Source organism: Synechococcus sp. CS-1329 (genome assembly GCF_025128055.1).
GTDB lineage: Bacteria > Cyanobacteriota > Cyanobacteriia > PCC-6307 > Cyanobiaceae > Regnicoccus_A.
This window is the reverse complement of sequence record NZ_JAHLYS010000015.1, coordinates 13,922-36,910: the sequence shown is the minus strand read 5'-3', so window position 1 is coordinate 36,910 and position 22,989 is coordinate 13,922. Positions and strand designations below refer to the sequence as shown.

Sequence of the window (22,989 nt, the reverse complement as noted above, 5' to 3'; positions counted from 1 at the left end):
TCCACCTCCGCGGGCCTGCACCCATGACCAGCTACCGCATCACCCTGCTCCCCGGCGACGGCATCGGACCGGAGATCACGGCCGTGGCGCGGCACCTGCTCGATGCGGTGAGCGCGCGCCACAGCTTCAGCCTCATCTACGACGAGCAGCCCATCGGTGGCGCCGCCATCGACCGCAGCGGCGAGCCCCTGCCGGAGAGCACCCTGGCGGCCTGCCGCAGCGCCGACGCCGTGCTGCTGGCGGCGATCGGCAGCCCCCGCTTCGATGCCCTGCCGCGGGAGCAGCGGCCCGAAACCGGCCTGCTGGGCCTGCGCTCGGGCCTGGGCCTGTTCGCCAACCTGCGGCCGGTGAAGATCATTCCGGCGCTGATCGGGGCCAGCACCCTGCGGCCCGAGGTGATCACCGGCGTGGATCTGCTGGTGGTGCGTGAACTCACCGGCGGCATCTACTTCGGCACCCCCAAGGGGCGGGTGGAGGCGGAAGGCCGCGTGCGGGCCTTCAACACGATGGTCTACGCCGACGACGAGATCGACCGCATCGCCCGGGTGGCCTTCCAGCTGGCCAGCGAGCGGGGCGGCAGGCTCTGCAGTGTCGACAAGGCCAACGTGCTCGATGTCAGCCAGCTCTGGCGCGACCGGGTGGAGCTGATCGCCGGGGACTTCCCCCAGGTGGAGCTCAGCCACCTCTACGTCGACAACGCGGCGATGCAGCTGGTGCGCGCCCCCCGCCAGTTCGATGTGCTGCTCACCGGCAACCTCTTCGGGGACATCCTCAGCGACGAGGCGGCGATGCTCACCGGCTCGATCGGCATGCTGCCCTCCGCTTCGCTGGGCTCCGCTGGCCCTGGGCTGTTCGAGCCGGTGCACGGCTCCGCCCCCGACATCGCCGGGGCCGACCTGGCCAATCCGATGGCGATGGTGCTCTCGGCCGCCATGATGCTGCGGGTGGGGCTGAAGCAGGAGGCCGCCGCCAGCGATCTGGAGGCGGCCGTGGACCGGGTGCTCACGGCGGGCTACCGCACAGGCGATCTGATGGCGGAGGGCTGCAGCCTGCTGGGCTGCGCGGCCATGGGCGAGAAACTGCTGGCGGAACTCTGAGCGGAGCGGCTGCAACCCTGGGGGGCGAGGCCCCTGGACCGGTGACCTGCCAAACTCGATTTCGCCTTTTCTCCCCCTGCGCTGATGTCCAAGCGTCACCCGGTTGTAGCGGTCACCGGTTCCTCTGGCGCAGGGACCAGCACCGTCAAACGTGCCTTCGAGCACATCTTCCAGCGGGAGGGAATCATGCCGGCGGTGGTCGAAGGAGACAGCTTCCACCGCTTCGAGCGCGGTCCGATGAAGGAGCAGATGGCCCAGGCCCAGTCGGCCGGGATCAACTTCTCCCACTTCGGCCCCGAGGCCAACCTGTTCGACAAGCTGGCCGAGCAGTTCCGCTCCTACGGCGAAACCGGCGGTGGCCAGAAGCGCTACTACCTCCATTCGGTGGAGGAGGCCGCTGAGCACAATGCCCGCCTCGGCACCCAGCTGGACCCCGGTCAGTTCACCCCCTGGGAGCCGATTCCCTCCGAGACCGACCTGCTCTTCTACGAAGGCCTGCACGGCGGTGTGGTGGGCGACGGCTACGACGTGGCCTCCATGGTGGATCTGCTGATCGGTGTGGTGCCGATCGCCAACCTGGAGTGGATCCAGAAGATCAGCCGCGACAATGCCGAGCGGGGCTATTCGGCCGAGACGATCGTGGACACGATCTTGCGCCGCATGCCCGACTACATCAACCACATCTGCCCGCAGTTCAGCCGCACCGACATCAACTTCCAGCGGGTGCCCACGGTAGACACCTCCAACCCGTTCATCTGCCGCAACATCCCCAGCCCGGACGAAAGCTTCGTGATCATCCACTTCCGCAAGGGAGCCCGGGAGAAATGGGGCATCGATTTCTCCTATCTGCTGCGGATGATCAACGGCTCCTTCATGTCGAGCCCCACCAGCATCGTCGTCAACGGCGGCAAGATGGGCTTCGCCATGGAGCTGATCCTCACCCCGATCATTCACCGCATGATCGAGGACAAGAAGACCCTGTCCTGAACGATTAGGCTGCAGGGGCCGATCGAAAAGGGTGAGGCCGATTTCCTTCGCCACACCTCCATCATTCGACCCCACACCGCCGGCGGCCTCCACCGGTTCTGGAAGGGCGCCCATGCCCTCGTTCGAGATCCGCGGCGCCTCCAGCCCGGGCAACCCGCCGGTGCGCTGGGATCAGATCAACAGTGGCGTGGTCATCAAGCAGGCGCGCCGCGTTTATTTCCACTACGTGGAGCAATGCCCCGGGGGGGCAGAGCCGATCGGGATCGTGCTCGAAAGTGGTGGCGGCGGCCAGGGGCGGGTGGTGTTCGAGGCGCCGGTGCTCCTGCCCGATGAGCAGTTCGTGCCCCTGGAGCTGATCCGTGGCCGCGGCGGCGGCAGGCCCCGATCGGTCCGCGGTCCCCAGCGCGGCTGAATCCCCCCTGGCCGTCCCCTGACGCCATCCCTGTGGAGCTGACTGTGGAGCCCGGCACCGCCACCATGCTTCTGATGCCTCTGCTGGCAGCCCTGCTGGGGGCCTGCGCCGGCAGCTTCATCAACGTGGTGGCCTGGCGGCTGCCGCGGCGGGAATCGCTGCTGTTTCCCGCCAGCCACTGCCCCCGCTGCGGAGTGCCCCTGGCCTTTCAGCAGAATCTGCCGGTGCTGGGCTGGCTGCTGCTGCGGGGTCGTTGCGGCAACTGTCGCGGCCCGATCTCCCCCCGCTATCCCCTGGTGGAGCTGCTCTGCGCCGGGCTGTGGGTGGCCGTGCTTCAGGCCAGCCCCAGCGCCATGGCCGGCGCGCCCACCTGGCTGCAGATCGGCGCCGGCTGGCTGCTGGTGAGCTGGCTGATTCCACTGGTGCTGATCGACTGCGACCACCTCTGGCTGCCCGAGCCGCTCTGCCGCTGGGGTCTGCTGCTGGGCCTGGCGGTGTGCCTGGCCGCAGGCCTCAGCCAGTCGGGGCAGGTGGCCCGGTCCCTGGTCTTCAACCATCTGCTCGCCGCCTGCCTGGGGCTGCTGGCCTTCGAAGGGCTCAGTGCCCTGGCCGAGCGGCTGCTGGGCCGGCCGGCCCTGGGATTGGGCGACGCCAAACTCACCGCCCTGCTGGGGGCCTGGCTGGGGCTGACGGGCCTGGGGGTGGCGGTGGCCCTGGCGGTGTTCAGCGGAGCGGCTGTGGGCAGTGCGGGGCGGCTGAGCGGACGGCTGGGGCCATCCCAGCCCTTTCCCTTCGGCCCCTTTCTCGCCCTTGGTGGCGTGGCGGTCTGGCTGGCGGGGGAGGGCTGGTGGCTGCAGCCGTGGAGTTGGTGGGGCGTCAGCCTTTAATGGACGCACCGCCCTGTTGCCAGGTCCCATCCCGTGTCCCTGTTCGACTGGTTCGCCGATCGCCGCAAGGCCAGTCCGGTTGTGCGCGCCACCCAGGAGATCGAAGACGGGGACGGGCTCTGGAGCAAATGCCCCGAATGCGGGCTGGTGGTGTATCGCAAGGATCTGATTGCCAACGCCAGCGTCTGCAGCGGCTGCTCCTACCACCACCGCATCGACAGTGACACCCGCATCCGGGTGATCGCCGATGAGGGCAGCTTCAGCGCCATCGACACCGAGCTGGCCCCCACCGATCCCCTGGCCTTCAAGGACCGCCGCAGCTACGCCGACCGCCTGCGTGACACCCAGCAGGCCACCGGCCTGCGCGATGCGGTGGTCACCGGCCACTGCCGCCTCGAGGGTCTGCCCCTCTCCCTGGGGGTGATGGATTTCCGCTTCATGGGCGGCTCGATGGGCTCGGTGGTGGGCGAGAAGCTCACCCGCCTGATCGAGCAGGCCACGGAGCGGCGCCAGCCGCTGCTGATCGTCTGCGCCTCCGGCGGCGCCCGCATGCAGGAGGGGATGCTCAGCCTGATGCAGATGGCCAAGATCTCCGGGGCCCTGCAGCGCCACCGCCGGCAGGAACTCCTCTACATGCCGCTGCTCACCCATCCCACCACCGGTGGAGTGACGGCCAGTTTCGCCATGCTGGGCGATCTGATCCTGGCCGAACCCAAGGCCCTGATCGGCTTTGCCGGCCGGCGGGTGATCGAGCAGACCCTGCGCGAGAAGCTGCCCGAAGGCTTCCAGACCGCCGAATACCTGCAGGAGCATGGCTTTGTGGACCTGATCGTGCCGCGCACCCGCCTGCGCGGCACCCTCGCCAGCCTGCTGCGGCTGCATGGCGTCAGCGCCGCCACGACCCAGGTGGCGGCATGAGTTCCCTGCAGCGGATTCTGCAGACCGCCGTGCTGGCAGCCGCGCTGCTGCTGATCGCCCTGGCCGCCGGACCCGGTCCAGCCAACGCCGGCCCGGTGAACTGGCAGGAAGTGCCCGAGAACCCGGCCGGCCGCCAGTGGTGGGACACGGGCAGCCTGCGCCTCAGCCGGGGCGGTGATCTCTCGGTGCTCACCCGCTTCCAGCCGGCCTCAGAGGAGGATCGCAGCCAGCTCTATGTGATGGAGATCGACTGCGGCCAGGGGCTCTTCCGCGACACCTCCGTCAACGGTCTGCCCCGCTTCAAGCCCGAGTGGCAACCCAGCGGCGGAGATGACCTGATCAGCGCTGTGCTGGAGGAGGCCTGCGCGGCCGGCTCCGAACTGCTGGCGTCCCGCTGATCCCCTGAACTCCCAACGGCCATGACTCAACCCCTCCAGGTCGCCGTGGCGGGCCTCGGTTTCGGTGAAAAGGTGCACCTCAACGCCCTGCGGGCCTGCCCGGGCACCGAGCCGGTGGCCCTCTGGCACCCCAGAGCCGAGCGCCTGGAGGCGGCCTGCCGCGCCGCACAGTTGCCGGGCCACAGTGATTTCACGGCGCTGCTGGCGGATCCGGCGGTGGAGGCGGTGGTGATCGCCACCCCGCCAGCCCCCCGCTTCGAGCTGGCGCGCGCGGCCCTCGAGGCCGGCAAACATCTGTTGCTGGAGAAGCCCGTGGCCCTGGAGGTGGCCCAGGTGCAGGAGCTGAGGCGACTGGCGATCGAGCGGGGCCTGAGCGTGGCGGTGGATTTCGAGTACCGGGCGGTGCCGGTGTTCCAGCAGCTCAAGCAGCTGCTCAGCCGGGGAGTGCTGGGGGAGACCTGGCTGGTGCGCTTTGACTGGTTGATGAGCAGCCGTGCCGATCCCAGCAGGCCGTTCAGCTGGGCGTCGCAGCGCTCCCAGGGGGGCGGCGTGCTCGGCTCCCTCGGCACCCATGCCTTCGACAGCCTGGAGTGGCTGCTGGGTCCGGTGCGCCAGCTGAGCGCCAGCCTCTCCACCGCCATTCCCCAGCGCCCCCTGGCCGGCAGCCCCGATCGCTGGGCGGCTGTCGATGCCGACGATGTGGCCCTGCTGCAGCTGCAACTGGAGGCCCCCTCAGGGGCGGCGGTGCCGGCCCAGCTCAGCCTCTCTTCGGTGACCCGCGCCGGCCGCGGCTGCTGGCTGGAGTTCCACGGCAGCGAGGCCAGCCTGATCCTGGGCAGCGACAACCAGACCGACTACGTGCACGGCTTTCACCTCTGGCTGGCCCAGCCGGGGGAGCCGCCCCAACTGCTGCCGCCCGATCCCGCCCTGGCCTTCGGCCGCACCTGGGCCGACGGCCGCATCGCCCCGGTGGCGCGGCTGCAGGGCTGGTGGAGCGACAGCGTGCGCGAGGGGCGGCCCATGCTGCCGGGCCTGGCCGAGGGGGAACGCAGTCAGCTCTGCTGCGACCTGGCGCTCGAATCATCGGCCAGCGGCCTGCGCCAGAGCCTCAGCCGCTGAGAGCAGGGCTCTGGCGCTGGGCGCTGGGGCCCGAATCCCGGGAGATGAACTAAACTCGCAGCCAGCCTGCGTCAAGGTCCCGACGCCGGTGATCCGGCCCCCCGGGGCCGACCCTGACGCATCACCCACTCAACCTTCAGAGGTTTTTCCCATGGCCCTCGTTCCGCTTCGGCTGCTCCTCGACCACGCCGCTGAGAACGGCTATGGCATCCCGGCCTTCAACGTCAACAACCTGGAGCAGGTCCAGTCGATCATGGAGGCGGCGCACGAAACCGACAGCCCCGTGATCCTGCAGGCCTCCCGCGGCGCCCGTCAGTACGCCGGTGAGATCTTCCTGCGTCACCTGATCATCGCCGCCACCGAAACCTATCCGAACATCCCGGTGGTGATGCACCAGGACCACGGCAACAGCCCCGCCACCTGCTTCGGCGCCGCTGCCAACGGCTTCACCTCGGTGATGATGGACGGCTCCCTGGAAGCGGACGCCAAGACCCCCGCCAGCTACGACTACAACGTGGCCGTCACCAAGGAAGTGGTGGATGTGGCCCACGCCATCGGCGTCAGCGTGGAAGGTGAGCTGGGTTGCCTGGGCTCCCTGGAAACCGGCAAGGGTGAAGCCGAGGACGGCCACGGCTTCGAGGGTGCTCTCTCCCGCGACCAGCTGCTGACCGATCCCGCCGAAGCCGCTGATTTCGTGGCCAAAACCAAGGTGGATGCCCTGGCGATCGCCATCGGCACCAGCCACGGTGCCTACAAGTTCACCCGCAAGCCCACCGGTGAGGTGCTGGCCATCTCGCGCATCGCTGAGATCCACAAGGCCATCCCCAACACCCACCTGGTGATGCATGGCTCCAGCTCGGTGCCCCAGGAGTGGCTCGACATGATCAACAAGTTCGGTGGCTCCATCCCCGAAACCTATGGCGTGCCTGTGGAAGAGATCCAGAACGGCATCAAGAACGGCGTGCGCAAGATCAACATCGACACCGACAACCGCCTGGCCTTCACCGCCGCCGTGCGCGAAGCCGCCTTCAAGGATCCCGCCAACTTCGACCCCCGCCACTTCAACAAGCCGGCCCGGGCCTACATGAAGAAGGTGTGCCTCGATCGCTACCAGCAGTTCTGGTGCGCCGGCCAGGCCAGCAAGATCAAGCAGCAGAACATCAACTACTACGCCGCCCTCTACGCCAAGGGCGCGCTCGACCCGAAAACCGCCGTCGCCGTCTGAGCTGGCTGGTCTTCTTCACGCCATCTTGGCTTCCGGGGGCCCTTGGGCCCCCTTTTTTGTGCGCTGCCGCCAGTTGCTGCCAGGTGCCGCCAAGCAGTGGCCGTCCCCTCAAGGGTCAGGGGAGGGCGGCGGGGCCTGGAGGGCTCAGGGCGTTCGGCTCCTGGCCGGGAGCCACCAGGGCTTCGGTGGCAGGGCTGGAGCGCCGAGGATCGAGCAGGGCCTCGATCGCCTCCGCCAAGGTGGGCTCCATGGCGATGCGCGTGCCGTCGCTCACCACCACCCGGGTCAGGGTGGGCAAGCCACCCTGGCGGGCCTTGAGATACACCGGCTCCACATAGAGCAGGGCCTCGCCCACTGGCATCACCAGCAGATTGCCCTGCACCACTTCGGCCCCTGACCGGCTCCAGAGCCCGAACTGCTGGCTGATCTGCGGGTTCTGGTTGATCAGCGCCGTGATCTGCTCGGGCCCCAGGATCGGCGTCTGGCTGGGGAAGCGCAGCAGTTCCACCTTGCCGTAGTTGGGGGCGTCGCTCCGGGCCGCCAGCCAGGCCGTCAGGTTGGGCCTGGCCAGGGGGGTGAGCGGTTGCAGCAGCAGGAATTCCGGCGGAAGTTCGGGCGACAGCTGGCCACTGATGTGATAAGGGTCCATCGGAATCAGCTCCGAGCCGTAGATCTCCTTGGGGATCTGCCAGACGTCGTCACCGCTGTAGAACACGGCCGGATCCTTCACGTGGTACCGAAGCAGCTGGGTGGTCTGCAGCTCGAACTGGGGAATCGGGTAGCGGATGTGGGCCTGCAGCACCTTCGGCATCGCCTCCAGGGGCTGGAACAGCTCGGGGAACAGCCGCTTCCAGCCTGAGATCAGGGGATCGTCGGGTTCCGACACATAAAGCGCCACGCGACCCTCGTAGGCATCCACCACCGCCTTCACTGAATTCCGCACGTAGCGCACATCCCGGCGGTCCGGCACAGGAGCGCTGTAGGGGTAGGTGCGGCTGAGGGTGAATCCGTCAACGATCCAGAACTGGTTCTGCTCCGGCTGGAAGGGAGCGGCATCGTCTCCCAGGCGCACCGTGGCCAGGTAGGGCTCGGCTTCGAAGGTCACGAAGGGCACCAGTCGCCGCACCCGCTCCCTCACCTCGCGCCGCAGCAACAGCCGGGTCTCGGGAGTGATCGCGCCTTTCACCATCAGGCGGGGCTCGCCGAGATACAAGGCTGCGGCCAGCCGCGCCGCCATGCTGCGCAGGGGCACACCCGCCCTGCCGCTGTAATGGGTATAGAAGTTCTCGTCCCCCTCGGGGAAGTTGAATTCCCTCACCTCAGTGGGGGCCAGGGCGTAGGGCCCCGGCAGGGTGCCGAAGTAGAGGTTGGGATCGGTCACGGGGATCGCCGCCTTCACCTGCTCGCGGCTGATGCCGAGATCGGCGGCGCCGCTGATGCGGAGGTTGGGGCCCAGATCGCTGATGAAGAACTCCGGCAGCCCGTCGGGGGTGCTGGTGTTCACCGGTGTGACCGTGAATCCCTGGCCGTGGGTGAACACCAGATGGCGGTTCAGCCAGGTGCGCGCGGCGCTCTGCAGCCCGGAGCTATCCATCTCCCGGGCGGTGATCGCCACCTGCTGCTGCTGGGGCGGCTCGTTGCCGGAGGCGATGGCATAGCGATCGACCGTGGGCTCAGAGAAGCGGTAGAACACGCGCAGCTGCTGGAGCTGTCGGTTGGTGGCCAGCAGCGGTTGGCTGTCCCAGAGGCGGATGTTGCGGATGGTCGCCTGGCTCTGGTCGAGGTCGGCTCGGGTGAGGCGCTCCTTGGGGTTGACATTGCGGGTGTCAATGCGATCAAGCTGAAAGGCGGCTCGGGTAGCGGCGATGGAGCGAGCCAGGTAGGGGGTTTCCCGCTCCAGCTCCCTCGGGTTGACCACCAGCAGCTGCAGCACCGGCAGCAGCAGCGCCTCGAGCAGCAGCACCAACAGCAAGGCGACCCCACTGAGCAGAAAGGTGCGGCTGCGCCAGCCTCGACGCGGCAGGGGCAACACCAGCAGCAGGCCCGTGAGCAGAGCCAGCACCGCCGCCGCTGTGCGCAGAGGGAGCGACACGTGCACATCCACCCAGCCCGCCCCTGGCACGCTGCCCTCGGTGCTGAGCAGCAGCTGATGACGGCCCAGCCAGAAGCCCGCCGCCACCACCAGGCAGAACAGACCCCAAGGCAGGCGCAGAGCCTGCAGCTGGGCGCCACTGAAGCCCGCGAAGCGGCCATCGCTGAGCTGGGGGGGCCGCGCCAGCAATCCCCAGAGGGCCGCCGCCATGTGGACGCAGCCCAGACTCAGCGCCAGGGTCAGACCCAGGGCCAGGGCGGGAAATCGCACCAGAGCGAAGCTCACGTCCGCCCCGAGCATCGGGTCGCTCACACCGGCGTCGGGCGCCAGCAGGGCCAGGATCCAGAACCCCCAGCCCCGGGCCAGGGCCACGGCGGCCAAGGCACTGGCCAGGGCGGAGAACAGCCGCGGCGCCAGCAGGGGCGCCCGCAGCAGGGCCAGCAGCACCGGAGCGGCCAGCAGGGCCACCGCCGGCCAGGGAAGATCCGCCAGGGCCACCAGACCATGGAGCCGCTGCGGGTCGAAGGGATTGAGCAGCAGGCGCTGGGCCAGCCGCAGCAGCAGCAGCAAGGGCAGCATCTGGGCGGCCAGCAGGGCGATCAGCGCCAGCAGATAGGGGAAGGGGGCCAGGCCGAAACGGGGCCTCTCGGCCGGTCCAACCACGGGCCTGCCCCACAGCCATCCCAACCAGCCCTGCAGCCCGACGCCCAGGCTCAGCCCCAGCACACATCCGGCGCCCTGCAGCAACCAGCGGCGCACGATCACGGCGCCCCAGCCGAACTGTGCGAACCACTGCCACTCCACCCAGGTCCGGGCCGTGAGCAGAAGGGTGGCGGCGAGGCTGAGCACCACCACGGACACCAGCAACGGCCAGGGAACTCGCCGCAGTTGCCGCAGCATCGATCAGAGCATCTCCCGCGGACCATAGGCAGGAAGGCTCCGGCAGGCGATCTCCCTGCAAAGCCCGACTCCAGAGATCGGGATTATCCAGAGCCCTGGAACGGCGCTGTTAGCCTCCGTGTCACTCGCAGGGTTCCATCGTGACGGCCGCCCTTTCCCGCTCAGCCCTTTCCCGCTCCACCTTCACGGGCCTGCGCTGCAAGGAATGCGGCCACCCCTATGAGGCGAGTGCGCGCCACGTCTGTGAAGACGTCTGCTTCGGACCACTGGAGGTTGTCTACGACTACGACGCCATCCGCGCCCGGGTCAGCCGGGCCTCGATCGAAGCCGGCCCCACCTCCATCTGGCGCTACCGCGAGTTCCTGCCGATCGAAGGCGATCCGATCGATGTGGGCACCGGCTTCACACCCCTGCTCAAGGCCAACCGCCTGGCCCGCCGCCTGGGGCTGAAGAACCTCTACATCAAGAACGACGGCGTCAACATGCCGACGCTCTCCTTCAAGGACCGGGTGGTGTCGGTGGCGCTCACCAGGGCCCGCGAACTGGGCTTCACCACCGTGAGCTGCGCCTCCACCGGCAACCTGGCCAACTCCACCGCCGCCATCGCCGCCCACGCCGGCATGGAGTGCTGCGTGTTCATCCCCAGCGATCTGGAGATGGGCAAGGTGCTGGGCACCTTGATCTACAACCCCACCCTGATGGCGGTGAAGGGCAACTACGACCAGGTGAACCGCCTCTGCTCCGAAGTGGCCAACACCTACGGCTGGGGCTTCGTCAACATCAACCTGCGCCCCTACTACTCCGAGGGCTCCAAAACCCTCGGCTACGAGGTGATCGAGCAGCTGGGCTGGCAACTGCCGGATCACATCGTGGCGCCCCTGGCCTCCGGCTCGCTGTTCACCAAGATCCGCAAGGGCTTCGACGAGTTCATCAAGGTGGGCCTCGTCGATGAGAAGCCGGTGCGCTTCAGTGGCGCCCAGGCCGAGGGCTGCTCCCCCATCGCCCAGGCCTTCGCCGAAGGCCGCGACTTCATCACCCCGGTGAAGCCCAACACCATCGCCAAATCGATCGCCATCGGCAACCCCGCCGACGGCCCCTACGCCATCGACCTGGCCCGGCGCACCAACGGCACGATTGCCGCCGTCAGCGACCAGGAGATCATCGACGGCATCAAGCTGCTGGCTGAAACCGAGGGCGTGTTCACCGAAACCGCCGGCGGCACCACCATCGCCGTGCTCAAGAAGCTGGTGGAGGAGGGCAAGATCGATCCGGGCGAAACCACCGTGGCCTACATCACCGGCAACGGCCTGAAAACCACTGAGGCCGTGGCCTCCTCCGTGGGTGAACCGCACACGATCGAGCCCCAGCTCGCCAGCTTCAATGCCGCCTGGGAGCGGGCCCAGTCGCTGCACCGCGCCAGCTGGGAGCCGATCGGCGTCTGAGGCCGTGCCCATGGGGCTCCCTGGGGCTCCTCGTTGCGCTGCCCAGGGCCCAGGCCCACAACTCCCAAGCTCCAGCTCAGTTCTTCCACCATCCTTTGCCGGCGGCTGCGCCGCTCTCCACTTCCGCCATGGCGATTCAGGTTCTGATCCCCACCCCCCTGCAGAAATTCACCTCAGATCAATCCAGCGTGGAGCTGGAGGCCACCAACGTCGATGGGCTGCTGCAGGCCATGGAGGGGCGCTTCCCCGGCATCCTCGCCAGGCTCACCGATGAGAACGGCAAGCTGCGGCGCTTCCTCAACGTGTACGTCAACAGCGAAGACATCCGTTTTCTCGACAACCAGGCCACGGCCCTCGCCGACGGCGATGAGGTGAGCATCGTGCCGGCCGTGGCCGGCGGCTGATCAGCAGGCGCGGCCGATCGCTTTCCCCGCCCAGGTGTGCCTGCCAGCACCCAATGGGGCAGAGATCGTCCATAGGCTCAGCACACGTTGCGCGCGGCTGGATCCATGACCCAAACTCCTGAAGCCCCCGTGGCCCTGCGGCCGGATCAGAGCGCTGTCCTGTCGATGGCCGCGGCGGGAAAGGCCCAGCTCTTTGATTACCGCCAGGCCGCCAATCCGGTGCGGCGCGGCCTCACCGAGCCGATCCCGGAAGGACGCTGGGGACCTGAGCTGCACGCCAGCGGTCCCAGCGCCATCCTTCCCCTCGATCTCAGCGACGAGCTGGGCTGCCGGGGCCCGGCCACCAGCCCGGCCCTGAGCGCCAACTTCATCCGCATCCTGGCGGGTGAAACAATCAGCGCCGGGGCCAACGCCACCAGCTTCCTGTTCTACGTCTGGCGTGGGGCCGGCCGTTGCCGCCGGCCGGCCGGCGCCCTTGGTGGAGCGCTGGATCAGCCCTGGAGCCAGGGGGATCTCTTCGTGCTGCCCTGCGGAGAGGCGGCCCAGCTGGAAGCCCAGGAGGAGAGCGTCCTCTACTGGGTCCACGACGAGCCCCTGCTCAACCACCTGGGGGTGAGCGCCGATCAGCCCCGCTTCGAGGCCACCCACTACCCGGGGGAATGGCTGCGGCGGGAGCTGGCGGCCCTGGCGGCCGACCCCAGCAGCGCCCGCAGCAACCGTCTCAGCCTGCTGCTGGCCAACAGCGATCTGCCCAGGAGCCGCACCGTCACCCACACCCTCTGGGCCATGTACGGGCTGGTGCCGGCCGGAGCCATCCAGGCCCCCCACCGCCACCAGTCGGTGGCCCTCGACCTGGTGATCGCCTGTACCCCAGGCTGCGCCACCCTCTCGGGGCCGGAGCTCAATGCCGATGGCACGATCCGCAACCCCCTGCGCATGGAGTGGGAGCCGGGGGCGGCCTTCGTCACCCCGCCGGGCCACTGGCACGGTCACGTCAACGAGAGCGGCGAAGACGCGCTGCTGCTGCCGATTCAGGACGCCGCCCTGCACACCTACCTGCGCAGCCTCGACATCCGCTTCAGCTGATTCGCTGAGCCTGATCCGGCTCAGCGAATCAGGCTCAGGCGTGGCCGGCCACCGGCAGTGCCGCCGGGGGCCCGGAGCCGGCGGGCTGGGTGCCACTGGCTTCGAAGCGATCAACGATGACCCGGAACTCCTCGCCACCGAGGGTTTCCTGCTCAATCAGCCGCTCCACCAGTTCATCCATCAGGGCGCGTCGGGGGCGCAGCAGGGTGAGGGCCTGCTCCAGGGCCTGCTGGGAGAGATGACGCACCTGAAGATCGATCTGACGGCCGGTGGATTCGGCGTAGCTGGGGCGGGTGTGCAGCAGATCACGGCCGAGGAACACCTCATGGCCGTCGCCCTCCAGCGCCACCTGGCCCAGCGGCGAGAAGCCGTAGCGGGTAACCATCTCGCGGCTGATGCGCGTGGCCATCTGCAGGTCACCGGAGGCGCCCTGGGTGATCTCGCTCGGACCGAAGACCACCTGCTCGGCGGCCCGGCCGCCCATCACCACCACCAGCCGGGCCTGCAGGTAGGCCTTGCTGATCAGCCCTGAATCGAGGATTTCCTCATCGGGCATGGTGCGGGCAAAACCGCCGACACCGCCGGAGCGGGGCAGCAGGGTCACCTTGTCGAGCTTGTCGGCATGGGGCACCAGCGAGCTGAGCAGGGCGTGGCCGATCTCGTGGTAGGCGATCAGGCGTTTCTTGGCGCTGTCCTGCAGGGGGGCCACCGCCAGGCCCATGGTGATGCGCTCCAGGGCATCGCTGAGGGCCTGGTCGTCGATGCTGCTGCGCTGGCGACGGGCGGTGAGGATCGCCGCCTCGTTGAGCAGGTTGGCCAGATCAGCGCCGGAGAAGCCCGGAGTGCGCGCCGCCCAGGTGGCCAGCGACACGGAGGGATCCAGGGGCCGACTGCGGGAGTGCACCGACAGGATCGCCTCACGGCCACGGCGGTCGGGCAGGTCCACCTGGATCTGGCGGTCGAAGCGCCCCGGCCGGGTGAGGGCCACATCGAGCACATCGGGGCGGTTGGTGGCCGCGATCAGGATCACGCCCGAGTTCTGCTCGAAGCCATCCATCTCCGTGAGCAGCTGGTTGAGGGTCTGCTCGCGCTCGTCGTTGCCACCGCCGATGCCGGCGCCACGCTGGCGCCCCACCGCATCCACCTCATCGATGAAAATGATGCAGGGAGCCTTTTCTTTGGCCCGCTTGAACAGGTCGCGCACCCGGCTGGCGCCCACACCCACGAACATCTCGACAAAGCCCGAGGCCGCCATCGAGAAGAAGGGCACTCCGGCCTCGCCGGCGATGGCCTTGGCCAGCAGCGTCTTGCCGGTGCCGGGAGGGCCCACCAGCAGCACGCCCCGGGGAATCTTGGCGCCAAGGGCGGTGAAGCGCTCCGGTTGACCCAGGAAGCTCACCACTTCCTGCAGTTCGGCCTTGGCCTCATTGATGCCGGCCACATCTTCGAAGCGGACGGTGACCGCGCCCTCCGGTTGCAGGCGGGGCTGACTGCGGCCGAAGCCCATCGCCTTGTTGGCCACCTGGGAGGAGCGACGCAGCAACAGGGTGAGCCCACCCAGCAGCAGCACCACCAGCAGCACATTCACCAGCAGCCCGGCGGCAGCGTCATCCTCGCGGTCGTCGCGCACCGTGAGTGGCACACGGCTCTGTTCGGCCGTGCGCAACAGCACCGAATCGTTGGCGAAGACCGGCACCCGGGTGCTGCTGCCGTCCTTGAACTGCACCTGCACCTCCCGCTGGCGTGGCGACAGCTCCAGCTCCTTGATCGTGCCGCCCTCGATCAGCTTGAGCAGCTCGCTGTAGGAGGGCGGTGGCTCGGAGGGACGCACCAGGCGACCCATCAGGCCGCCCTCCCGCGTTGGGGTGGGGGATGGAGCTGGTGAGGGGCTGACCTCCGGCTGGGCCGGTGCCGCCGCCAGAAGATCAGGGGCAACCTCCGGCCAGAGAGGGAGCACCGGACGCGGGCTGCTCACAGGGTTCTGCTTCTGCGCTGAGCTTAGCGATTTGACGAAAGGCCTCACGACAGCGGAAGATCGTTGTTTGGCTGGTCGGGCGGGATGGCTGTTCCCAAGAAGAAAACCTCCAAGGGCAAGCGCAATCAGCGCCATGCCCACTGGAAGGCAAAGGCAACCGTGGCGGCCCGCAAGGCGATGTCACTGGGCAAAGCCGTGCTGAGTGGCCGGGCCCAGGGCTTCGTCTATCCGATTGACGAATCCGCCGACGAAAGCGAGAGCTGATTCAGCAGCTGATTGCTGATCACACTGCCTCTTCGGCTGGGCCGCTCCAGATGCAGCGGCGCTGGCCATCGAGCCTGATCAGAGCCTGGGCGTCTGAGCATCCAGGCATCGATTTCGCCAGGGGTTCCTGGTAAATCTCCGGCGGCAGCGAGGCCAGGGTGGCCTGTGCCATGGCCGCCACCTCCACGGCCTGGAGTGCCTGGCCTGAGCAGCGACGCTGGCGGGCTTCGGCCTGGAGGCGCCAGCGCAGGGGCAGGTTCCAGCACTTCGGTCTGAGCAGCCACAGCCCATCGAGCTGATCCCAGAGCGGCTGATAGGCCTGCAGCTCCCGGTCCCAGCGCGGTAACCAGGCCAGTTCTGCGGCGCTGAGCGGCCGGCTCCACGGCTGCAGCGGCTGGGCCATGGCCCTGGAGAGGGCGCTCTCCCCCAGGGCCCGGCAGCCCACCAGCCAGCCCTCCAGCACCAGCACATCCACGGCCTCGAAACGGCGCCAGCCGGCCCGATCGCCCAGGCCGGCGCGCAGACGCTTGTCGAAGCGGGGCAGCTGCAACGGCTCCCCCGAGCGCCAGCGGCGCAGGCACTCCAACAGCAGGGGCAGGTCGTGGCTGCCGGGCGGAACGCGGCTGACGCCGAAGGGGTTACCCGCCAGCCGCTGCAGTCGCTGCTCGTAGGGCAGGTAGGCGTCATCGATCGAGACCACCGCCAGGCGCAGACCGAAGCTGGGCGCCAGCCGCTCCAGCGTTTGGCCCAGGGTGGTCTTGCCGGCCCCCACCGGCCCGTTCAGCCCGATCAACAGCGGGGAGCCTTCGCCGCTGAGCCTGGAATGGCAGCCGCTGAGCAGCGGCAACACCAGACCCCAGAGCAGGCTGGGATGGGGTGGGCCCTCCCAGGCCCCGACGCGCTGAGACCACAGCTGGGCCCAGGCGAGCGGATCGCTGACGCCACAGCGGGCCAGCAGCCGCCGGTGCGGCTCCGGTGGGAAGGACCAGGGCCAGGCAGAGGAGGAGGGGACAGCGCTCACGAGCCGAGCTTGAACCCTTCCAGCACCACGGCATAGACCACTCCAAGGCGCAGGTTGTCGCAGAGCACCCAGCCCAGGGAGGGCTCCCCCCGCACCCAGTGGCTGCGCAGCCGAGCCAGAAACTCCACCACCACCACCAGCAGCAGCACCACCAGCGGGCGCGGCCCCAGTTGGTAGAGCACGAACGAGGTGGCGTTGTTGCCGGCGAACAGGCCGACCAGCAGCGCCAGCAGCGCCAGGCTGCGGTGGCGCCAACTGCCGCGCCATCCGGAGAGAGCCGTGCGGCCGCCGCTCTCCAGGGCCTGCTCCAGGCGGGTGGATTGCACGGGCAACGGACTCATGGCATCGCTGGCAACTGCTCCAGGTAGGAGAGCGTGATCAGGCCGCCGGCACAAGCCGGTCCCCGCAGCACCCTGGTGGGCTCCAGGCCGTCGGTGAGGCTGGAGGCGGCCTTGAACTGTGCGGCTGGATGCTGGCCAGTGGCGGCACTGAGGGTCACCAGGCAGCGCAGACCGGCCGCCGTGGCCGCCGCCAGGCCCGCCGGGGAATCCTCAATGGCCACCGCTTCACTCGGCTCCAGCCCCAGGCGCTGCAGGGCCAGGAGGTAGGCCTCGGGATCGGGCTTCTTGGCGGTCACGTCGTCGGCACAGATCCGCAGCGGCAGCAGCTCGCTCAACTCCCTGAGCTGGTTCTCCAGCAGGGCGGCCACCGCCTCGCGGCCGCTGGTGGTCACGATCGCCTGCTGCAGGCCGGCCGCCGCCGCCGCCTGGATCAATCGCCGCACACCGGCTCGCAGCTGAACCTCACCGGCCTCCAGCAGCTGGCGGTAGTGCCGCTGCTTGGCCCGGTGTAAGGCCTCCAGCAGCTCTTCCTCGGGCTGCCCGCCCTGCTGATGCTGAAGGAACCAGTGCAGCCGCTCCCGGCCGCCGCTGATCGCCAGCAGCTCGATGTAGGTGGCTGGGTCCCACCGCCAGGGCAGGCCGAGCTGGGCAAAGGCCCGGTTGAAGGCCACCCGGTGACCATCCAGTTCGGTTTCGGCCAGCGTGCCGTCCACGTCCCAGAGCAGGGCGCGCAGGGAACCCTGGACGGCACGGGCTTGCATCCATAGAGGCTAGGAGCTGGAGGTGAGCCGGTCAAAATGGCCCCACTGCCCTGAGGTTCCCCTGCCCTTCACACCGCCTGAGCAGCGCTGGCAACTGCCCGCACCCCTGCCCCCCAGCCGCGACGGGGCCCAGGCCAGCGCCATGGAAGCCCTGGGTCTGCCGCCGGAGTTGCTGGCGGTGCTGCGCCGACGGGGCTTCGACAGCCCCGAGGCAATCCAGGAACTGCTGGAGCCCACCGCCGCTCCCGACCCGCGCGAGCACTTCGCCGATCTGGCGCTGGCGGTGGAGCGGCTGGTGCGGGCCTGCGCCGCGGCGGAGGCGGTGGCGATCTGCGGCGATTACGACGCCGACGGCATGACCAGCACCGCCCTGCTGGTGGGGGTGCTGCAGCGGCTGGGGGCCCGTCCCCAGGCCGCCATCCCCAGCCGTCAGGAGGAGGGCTACGGCCTCAATGCCGGCATGGTGGAGCGGCTCCGGGGCGAGGGGGTGCGCCTGCTGGTCACCGTCGACAACGGCATCTCCGCCCGGGAGGCCCTGGAGCGGGCCCGGGATCTGGGGGTGGAGGTGATCCTCACCGACCACCACACGCTCCCCGCCGAGCACCCGCCCTATCTGGCCCTGCTCCATCCGGCCTGCACCCCCGAGGGTTCGCCCTACCGGGGTCTGGCGGGGGTGGGGCTGGCCTATCTGCTGGCGATGGTGCTCGCCAGCCAGCTGGGCCGAGCCGATGCCACCGCCATGGCCCTGGATCTGTTCTGCATCGGCACCGTGGCCGACATGGCTCCCCTGCTGGGGGTGAACCGGCGCTGGTTGCGCGATGGCCTCAAGCGGCTGCACGCCTCACCCCTGCCGGGCCTGCAGGCCCTGCAGCGGCTGGCGGGGCTGGGGGAGGAGCCCCTCGATGCCACGGCGGTGGCCTTCAAGCTGGCACCGCGCATCAACGCCGTGGGGCGGCTGGGCGATCCGGCCCTGGTGGTGGATCTGCTCACCACCGACGACCGCGAGCGCGCCATGGCCCTGGCCCAGGACTGCGAGGCCCTCAACCGGCAGCGGCGGGAGCTCTGTGAGGCGATCGAGGCGGAGGCGGTGGCCCTGGTGGAGGCCGATGGCCCCGAGCCCAGCCCCTTTGTGCTGCTCGCCCAGACCCACTGGCATCACGGTGTGATCGGCATCGTGGCCGCCAGGCTGGTGGAGCGCTATGGCCTGCCCGTGGCCCTGCTGGCCGGAGAGGGGGGCGGCCGGCTGCGGGCGTCGGTGCGGGCCCCGAAGGGATTTGCGGTGGATCAGGCCCTCAACCACTGCGGCGCCCTGCTGGAGCGCTACGGCGGCCATCCCGCCGCCGGCGGCTTCAGCGTGAGGGCGGAGCGGCTGGCGGAGCTGCATCAGCAGCTCAACGAGCTGGCCGCCAGCTGGCTGGGCGATCGCGGCAGCGGCTCACCGGTGGAGCCGGAGGCCTGCCTGGAGCTGGAGCGCATCGGCCGGGGCTTCTGGCGCGAGCTGCAGCGGCTTGAACCCCTGGGGGCAGGACTGCCGGCGCCGGTGTTCTGGAGCAAGGCCTGCCGGGTGATCAGCCAGCGGCTGCTGCGCGGCGGCCACCTGCAGCTGGAGCTGGAGCAGGGGGACTGCCGGCTGCGGGCGATCGCCTGGCGCTGGCAGGGGGAGGGCACGGTGCCGGAACTGGTGGATGTGGCCTACCGCCTGCGCAGCGACAACTGGCAGGGGGAGGAGCGCCTGCAACTGGAGCTGTTGGGCCTGCGCGGCAGTGGCGGCGGCACGGTGCTGCTCAAGCAGCGCCAGCGCTCCTACTGGTGCCGGCGCCAGGGGGATGGAGTGCTGATCCGCAACGAAGAAGGCCGGGAACTCCATGTGGAGCTCCCGGCGCTTGATCAGCCGGCTTACCTGCTCGGCCTGATCGACCAGGCGGCCCTGGCCCTGGGCCTTCAGGCCTGAGGCCGGTTCAGAGGGCGCCGCGCCTGTAGAAGAGGATGAAGATCACGGCTGGGCCCGCCAGGGTGATCAGGGCCAGCGCCATGAAGTTGGCGATCAGATGGAAATCGATTCCCATGGATGCGGCGCTCAGATAAAGACTGTCCAGCGCTCAGCGTAGGCCTCACCTGGCTCGCAGGCGCCGGTGCTCCCATGCCACTGTGACGCCTTGTCACAGCCGTTGGAGGCGATCGGATGGGCGCCGGACCCCACTGGAGCTGCATCAGCGGCTGCGGCGCCTGCTGCCGCCTGGACCCGGAGCAGCGCAGTGAAGCCCTCGAGGCCCTCAGCGAGGAGCAGCGCCAGCTCTACCTCTCGATGGTGGGAGCCGACGGCTGGTGCCGTCACTTCAACACGGGCTCCAGAAGCTGCCGCATCTATGCCGATCGCCCCGAGTTCTGCCGGGTCGGTGCCCTTGCCCAGCTGTTCGCCGTCCCGGACGATCAGGGGGAAGCCTTTGCGATCGGCTGCTGCCGCCAGCAGATCCGCGAGGAATATGGGGGGCGCTCGGTGGTGATGCGCCGCTTCGAGCGGGCCACCCGTCAGCCTGGTGGCCACCCTCAGTCCCCTGGCCCCAACAAGCACCAGACCCAGCCATGAGCGAGCCCGTCGATTCCGATCTCAGCGCCAGCCCTGAGGCCTGCGCTGACCCTGACGCCAGCACCGGCAGCGCCGACCCATCGGATTTTGTATCGGTGGCCGCCACCACCTTCACCACGGTGTTTCTCGCTGAGCTGGGCGACAAGACCCAGCTGGCGGCGCTGCTGCTCTCCGCTGAATCCGGACGGCCCGGAGTGGTCTTCGCCGGCGCCGCCCTGGCCCTGATCTGCTCCAGCCTGGTGGGCGTGCTGCTGGGGCGCTGGCTGGCGGCGGTGCTGCCGGCCCAGCGCCTGGAGCGCATCTCCGGCGTCCTGATGGTGTCCCTGGGCCTCTTTCTGGGAGGTCAGGCCAGCCTCGGCCTGCTCCGGCCCGTCATCGATCTCCCCAACCCCTGAGCCCCCGGCGCCGCGATGCAGCTCCCCCTCCTGGCCTCCACCTTCCTGACCGTGTTCGTGGCCGAGCTGGGCGACAAGACCCAGCTCACGATCGTGACCATCAGCGGCACCTCCAGCAACACCCTGGCGGTGTTCCTCGGCAGCGCCGGCGCCCTGGTGCTCGCCAGCCTGCTGGGGGCCCTGGCGGGCGGCTCACTCTCGAGCGTCATCCCCGCCGATGCCCTGCAGCTGGCGGCCTCCCTGGGCTTCCTGGTGATCGGCCTGCGGCTGATCCTGCGTTCGGGAACCGACGCTCCGTAAAGTTGTGCCCGGAGACATCGATGCCCCGGGGCTTCGCTGCACGCCCCTGCCGGCATCATGCCGCGCGCCTCACCTCCAACTCCGCCCTGTCGTTTTGATGAAGTTCACGGTCGCCCACCTGCTCGAGCAGCTCCCCGCCGCCGACGCCCTGCCGGTGGCCAAGCTGGAGAAAGCGCTGGGCCTGAGCCTCAAGCCGGATCAATCTCAGCTGCGCATCGCCCTGGAGGGCCTGAGCCGGCTGGGGGTGCTGGTGGAAACAGAAGACGGCATCCAGCGCCGCCAGGACGACACCCTGATCGAGGCACGCCTGCGCTGCTCCAGCAAGGGCTTCTGCTTCGCCCTGCGCGAGGACGGCGGTGAGGACATCTACATCCGCGACCACCAGCTCAACCACGCCTGGAACGGCGATCGGGTGCTGGTGCGCATCACCCGTGAGGGCGGCCGCCGCCGCTCACCGGAGGGGGGGGTTCAGTGCATCCTCGAGCGGGCCACCACCCACCTGCTGGCCCAGGTGGAACAACAGGACGACCGGCTGCTGGCGGTGCCCCTCGACGACCGGCTGCTGACCTCGGTGGAGCTGCCGGGCTCCGACGCCAGCTACCTCGACGCCGAGAAGCAGTCGGTGGTGGAAGTGCTGCTGGACCGCTATCCGGTGGCGCAGTTCCCGCCCCTGGGCCACGTGGAGCGGCGTCTGCCGATCAACGGCGGCGAGGAGGCCGATCTGGATCTGCTGCTCACCAAGCACGGCCTGCGCCAGCGGCCAGCGGCGCCACGCTCCAGCCTCAAGGCCCCCAGCGACAAAGAGCGCGCTGACCTGACGGCCCTGCCCACCCTGGTGCTCAATGGCTGGAGTGGCAGCGACGCCCCGATCCTGCCCGCCATCTCCCTGGAGGAGGGCGATGGCGGCCTGCGCCTGTGGATCCACGTGCCGGCACTGGCGGAACGCTTCAGCCCCGGCGGCAGCCTCGATCTCTGGCTGCGGGAGCAGGGGGAATCGATCTGCCTGGGTCGTCGCTGGCTGCCGCTGCTCAGCCCGGCCCTGAGCAAGGCCGCTGCGTTCAAGCCCGGTGAAACCAATGCCGCCGTTTCGGTGGCTCTGAGCTGCAACGAGCAGGGGGAACTGAGCGACTACCGCTTTGCCCTCATCACCATCCAGGTGGACGCGGTGGTGGAGGCTACCGCCCTGCAGGCCCTGGCGGAGCGCAAGCCCAAGGCCCGCACGATCCCGGCGGCGCTCAAGCCGATCAAGGAGCAGCTGCCGCAGCTCGAGCGGCTGCTGGAGATCACCGCCCTGCTGCGTCAGCGGCGGCTGGAGAGCGGCTCCCTGGAGCTGGGTCTGCCCCGCCCCAGCCTCGAATCCCTCGGCGATCTCTGCGTTCCCTCGCCTGAGGAGCGCCGTTCGGGCTGGATGGTGCAGCTGCCCGAGCACCAGCCCACCGCCCTGCTGCGGGAACTGCTGATCCTGGCCAGCCGCGCCCTCGGCAGCCACCTCTGTGCCCTGGGGCTGCCGGCCCTCTATGCGGTCAACCCGCCAGCCGACGGCAGTGAGATCAACGAGGTGGCCAAGGCGGCCCTCGGCCTCGACATCCCCGTGGAACTCAGCGAAGACGGCAATGCCCCCGCCCCGCGGGACCTGGCGGCCACCTTCGCGGCCACCGATCGCAGCCGGGTGCTGCAGCGTCAGCTCAGTGAGGTGATCCCACCGATTCAGCTCAGCGCCAGCCCAGGCGCCCATGGCCTCGCCGCTGAACCGGCGGCCTACGCCCCCTGGTGCCTGCCCGCACTGCACTACGCCGATCTCTGGAACCAGCAGCTGCTGGTGCTGTTGCTCACCGAGGGCAAGGACCGCCCCAGCGTCCGCCACAAGACCCGGGTGGATCTGGCCAGCGCCAGCTGCCACGGCACGATCGACTGGCCCCTGCTCACCCCCACCCAGCTGAGCGAGCTGCAGCAGGGGCGCAGCGAGTCGATGCTGCAGCGGTTGAACGGCCGGGGGCGCTTCACCGCCGACGTGGAGGCCGATCTGCTGGCCATGGCCCAGGCCCGGGCGGCGGAACCCCTGGTGGGTCAGACCCTCACCGGTGTGATCAGCGGCGTGCAGAGCTACGGCTTTTTCGTCGAAATCCCCCCCTCCCAGGTGGAGGGGCTGGTGCACGTCAGTTCCCTCAAGGACGACTGGTACGAATACCGCTCCCGCCAGAACCGTCTGGTGGGCCGCAAGAACCGCCGCACTTACATGCTCGGCGATCAGGTGGAGGTGCAGATCCAGAACGTGGATGCCCTGCGCCATCAGATCGATCTGGCCGTGCTGCTGCCGGAGGGCGACGACGAGAGCGGCGCAGAGGCTGATCCAACCAGCGACGACGGGGAGGACTGAG

Annotated in this window: 23 protein-coding genes; 17 read left to right on the top strand and 6 right to left on the bottom strand. The window is 69.2% G+C overall.

Annotated elements, in window-relative coordinates; genetic code table 11:
- Positions 1-23: 23 nt before the first annotated feature.
- The 8 genes from leuB (at position 24) to fba (ending at position 7,043) form a co-directional block, all read left to right on the top strand.
- Complete coding sequence (leuB, locus tag KQ304_RS02535; protein ID WP_259735549.1) at positions 24-1,097, top strand: 3-isopropylmalate dehydrogenase; 1,074 nt, start codon at positions 24-26, stop codon at positions 1,095-1,097.
- Positions 1,098-1,181: 84 nt separating this feature from the next.
- A complete protein-coding gene (locus tag KQ304_RS02530) occupies positions 1,182-2,084 on the top strand; it encodes a phosphoribulokinase (protein WP_259735548.1) in 903 nt (300 codons plus the stop codon).
- Positions 2,085-2,196: 112 nt separating this feature from the next.
- On the top strand, positions 2,197-2,496 hold the full coding sequence (locus KQ304_RS02525) for a hypothetical protein (protein ID WP_259735547.1): 300 nt from the start codon (positions 2,197-2,199) through the stop codon (positions 2,494-2,496).
- 65 nt (positions 2,497-2,561) lie between these two features.
- Positions 2,562-3,383: an A24 family peptidase gene (locus KQ304_RS02520; RefSeq protein WP_259735575.1), complete on the top strand. Its 822-nt coding sequence runs from the start codon at positions 2,562-2,564 to the stop codon at positions 3,381-3,383.
- 33 nt (positions 3,384-3,416) lie between these two features.
- The gene (gene accD, locus KQ304_RS02515; protein WP_259735546.1) at positions 3,417-4,301 is read left to right on the top strand and encodes an acetyl-CoA carboxylase, carboxyltransferase subunit beta; all 885 of its coding nucleotides are present in this window, start codon (positions 3,417-3,419) and stop codon (positions 4,299-4,301) included.
- Positions 4,298-4,699 (top strand): hypothetical protein, encoded by a 402-nt coding sequence (locus KQ304_RS02510; protein ID WP_259735545.1) that lies wholly within the window; start codon positions 4,298-4,300, stop codon positions 4,697-4,699. The genes accD and KQ304_RS02510 overlap by 4 nt, the downstream gene beginning before the upstream one ends.
- A 21-nt stretch (positions 4,700-4,720) precedes the next feature.
- Positions 4,721-5,818 carry a Gfo/Idh/MocA family protein gene (locus KQ304_RS02505; RefSeq protein WP_259735544.1) on the top strand — a complete coding sequence of 366 codons (1,098 nt, stop codon included), beginning with the start codon at positions 4,721-4,723 and terminating at the stop codon, positions 5,816-5,818.
- A 151-nt stretch (positions 5,819-5,969) separates the two neighbouring features.
- The gene (fba, locus tag KQ304_RS02500) at positions 5,970-7,043 is read left to right on the top strand and encodes a class II fructose-bisphosphate aldolase (protein WP_259735543.1); all 1,074 of its coding nucleotides are present in this window, start codon (positions 5,970-5,972) and stop codon (positions 7,041-7,043) included.
- A gap of 115 nt (positions 7,044-7,158) precedes the next feature.
- Here the strand turns inward: fba and KQ304_RS02495 are convergent, their stop codons facing one another.
- Positions 7,159-10,035 (bottom strand): UPF0182 family protein, encoded by a 2,877-nt coding sequence (locus KQ304_RS02495; protein WP_259735542.1) that lies wholly within the window; start codon positions 10,033-10,035, stop codon positions 7,159-7,161.
- Positions 10,036-10,175: 140 nt separating this feature from the next.
- On the opposite strand from KQ304_RS02495, the gene thrC reads away from it, so the two are divergent.
- The 3 genes from thrC (at position 10,176) to KQ304_RS02480 (ending at position 12,967) form a co-directional block, all read left to right on the top strand.
- Positions 10,176-11,477: a threonine synthase gene (thrC, locus tag KQ304_RS02490; RefSeq protein ID WP_259735541.1), complete on the top strand. Its 1,302-nt coding sequence runs from the start codon at positions 10,176-10,178 to the stop codon at positions 11,475-11,477.
- 128 nt (positions 11,478-11,605) lie between these two features.
- Positions 11,606-11,881, top strand: coding sequence for a MoaD/ThiS family protein (locus tag KQ304_RS02485; RefSeq protein WP_255109042.1), 276 nt, complete (start codon positions 11,606-11,608; stop codon positions 11,879-11,881).
- Positions 11,882-11,986: 105 nt separating this feature from the next.
- Entirely contained in the window at positions 11,987-12,967 is a 981-nt protein-coding gene (locus KQ304_RS02480) for a cupin (protein WP_259735540.1), read from the top strand.
- Between the two features lie 34 nt (positions 12,968-13,001).
- Here KQ304_RS02480 and ftsH read toward each other — a convergent pair whose 3' ends face one another.
- Positions 13,002-14,810: an ATP-dependent zinc metalloprotease FtsH gene (ftsH, locus tag KQ304_RS02475; protein ID WP_259735574.1), complete on the bottom strand. Its 1,809-nt coding sequence runs from the start codon at positions 14,808-14,810 to the stop codon at positions 13,002-13,004.
- A gap of 216 nt (positions 14,811-15,026) precedes the next feature.
- Here ftsH and rpmF point away from each other — a divergent pair, with 216 nt between their 5' ends.
- Positions 15,027-15,206, top strand: a complete 180-nt coding sequence (gene rpmF / locus KQ304_RS02470) for a 50S ribosomal protein L32 (RefSeq protein WP_259735539.1) — start codon at positions 15,027-15,029, stop codon at positions 15,204-15,206.
- Positions 15,207-15,225: 19 nt separating this feature from the next.
- Here rpmF and KQ304_RS02465 read toward each other — a convergent pair whose 3' ends face one another.
- From KQ304_RS02465 to KQ304_RS02455, 3 genes are read right to left on the bottom strand one after another with little or no spacing between them, the layout of a single operon-like run.
- Complete coding sequence (locus KQ304_RS02465) at positions 15,226-16,227, bottom strand: phosphoribulokinase (protein WP_259735538.1); 1,002 nt, start codon at positions 16,225-16,227, stop codon at positions 15,226-15,228.
- Positions 16,224-16,568, bottom strand: coding sequence for a DUF565 domain-containing protein (locus KQ304_RS02460; protein ID WP_259735537.1), 345 nt, complete (start codon positions 16,566-16,568; stop codon positions 16,224-16,226). The genes KQ304_RS02465 and KQ304_RS02460 overlap by 4 nt, the downstream gene beginning before the upstream one ends.
- Positions 16,565-17,329 (bottom strand): HAD-IA family hydrolase, encoded by a 765-nt coding sequence (locus tag KQ304_RS02455; protein ID WP_259735536.1) that lies wholly within the window; start codon positions 17,327-17,329, stop codon positions 16,565-16,567. The genes KQ304_RS02460 and KQ304_RS02455 overlap by 4 nt, the downstream gene beginning before the upstream one ends.
- Before the next feature lie 22 nt (positions 17,330-17,351).
- Between KQ304_RS02455 and recJ the strand changes: the two genes are divergently transcribed.
- On the top strand, positions 17,352-19,280 hold the full coding sequence (recJ, locus tag KQ304_RS02450; protein ID WP_259735535.1) for a single-stranded-DNA-specific exonuclease RecJ: 1,929 nt from the start codon (positions 17,352-17,354) through the stop codon (positions 19,278-19,280).
- A 7-nt stretch (positions 19,281-19,287) separates the two neighbouring features.
- Here the strand turns inward: recJ and psb30 are convergent, their stop codons facing one another.
- Complete coding sequence (gene psb30, locus KQ304_RS02445) at positions 19,288-19,395, bottom strand: photosystem II reaction center protein Ycf12/Psb30 (RefSeq protein WP_255109051.1); 108 nt, start codon at positions 19,393-19,395, stop codon at positions 19,288-19,290.
- 116 nt (positions 19,396-19,511) lie between these two features.
- On the opposite strand from psb30, the gene KQ304_RS02440 reads away from it, so the two are divergent.
- The 4 genes from KQ304_RS02440 (at position 19,512) to KQ304_RS02425 (ending at position 22,988) form a co-directional block, all read left to right on the top strand.
- On the top strand, positions 19,512-19,916 hold the full coding sequence (locus tag KQ304_RS02440) for a YkgJ family cysteine cluster protein (protein WP_259735534.1): 405 nt from the start codon (positions 19,512-19,514) through the stop codon (positions 19,914-19,916).
- Positions 19,913-20,311 carry a TMEM165/GDT1 family protein gene (locus KQ304_RS02435; protein ID WP_259735533.1) on the top strand — a complete coding sequence of 133 codons (399 nt, stop codon included), beginning with the start codon at positions 19,913-19,915 and terminating at the stop codon, positions 20,309-20,311. Before KQ304_RS02440 ends, KQ304_RS02435 begins: the two co-directional genes overlap by 4 nt.
- Positions 20,312-20,326: 15 nt before the next feature.
- The gene (locus KQ304_RS02430) at positions 20,327-20,611 is read left to right on the top strand and encodes a TMEM165/GDT1 family protein (protein WP_259735532.1); all 285 of its coding nucleotides are present in this window, start codon (positions 20,327-20,329) and stop codon (positions 20,609-20,611) included.
- A gap of 97 nt (positions 20,612-20,708) precedes the next feature.
- Positions 20,709-22,988: a ribonuclease R family protein gene (locus tag KQ304_RS02425; RefSeq protein WP_259735531.1), complete on the top strand. Its 2,280-nt coding sequence runs from the start codon at positions 20,709-20,711 to the stop codon at positions 22,986-22,988.
- Position 22,989: the final 1 nt, after the last annotated feature.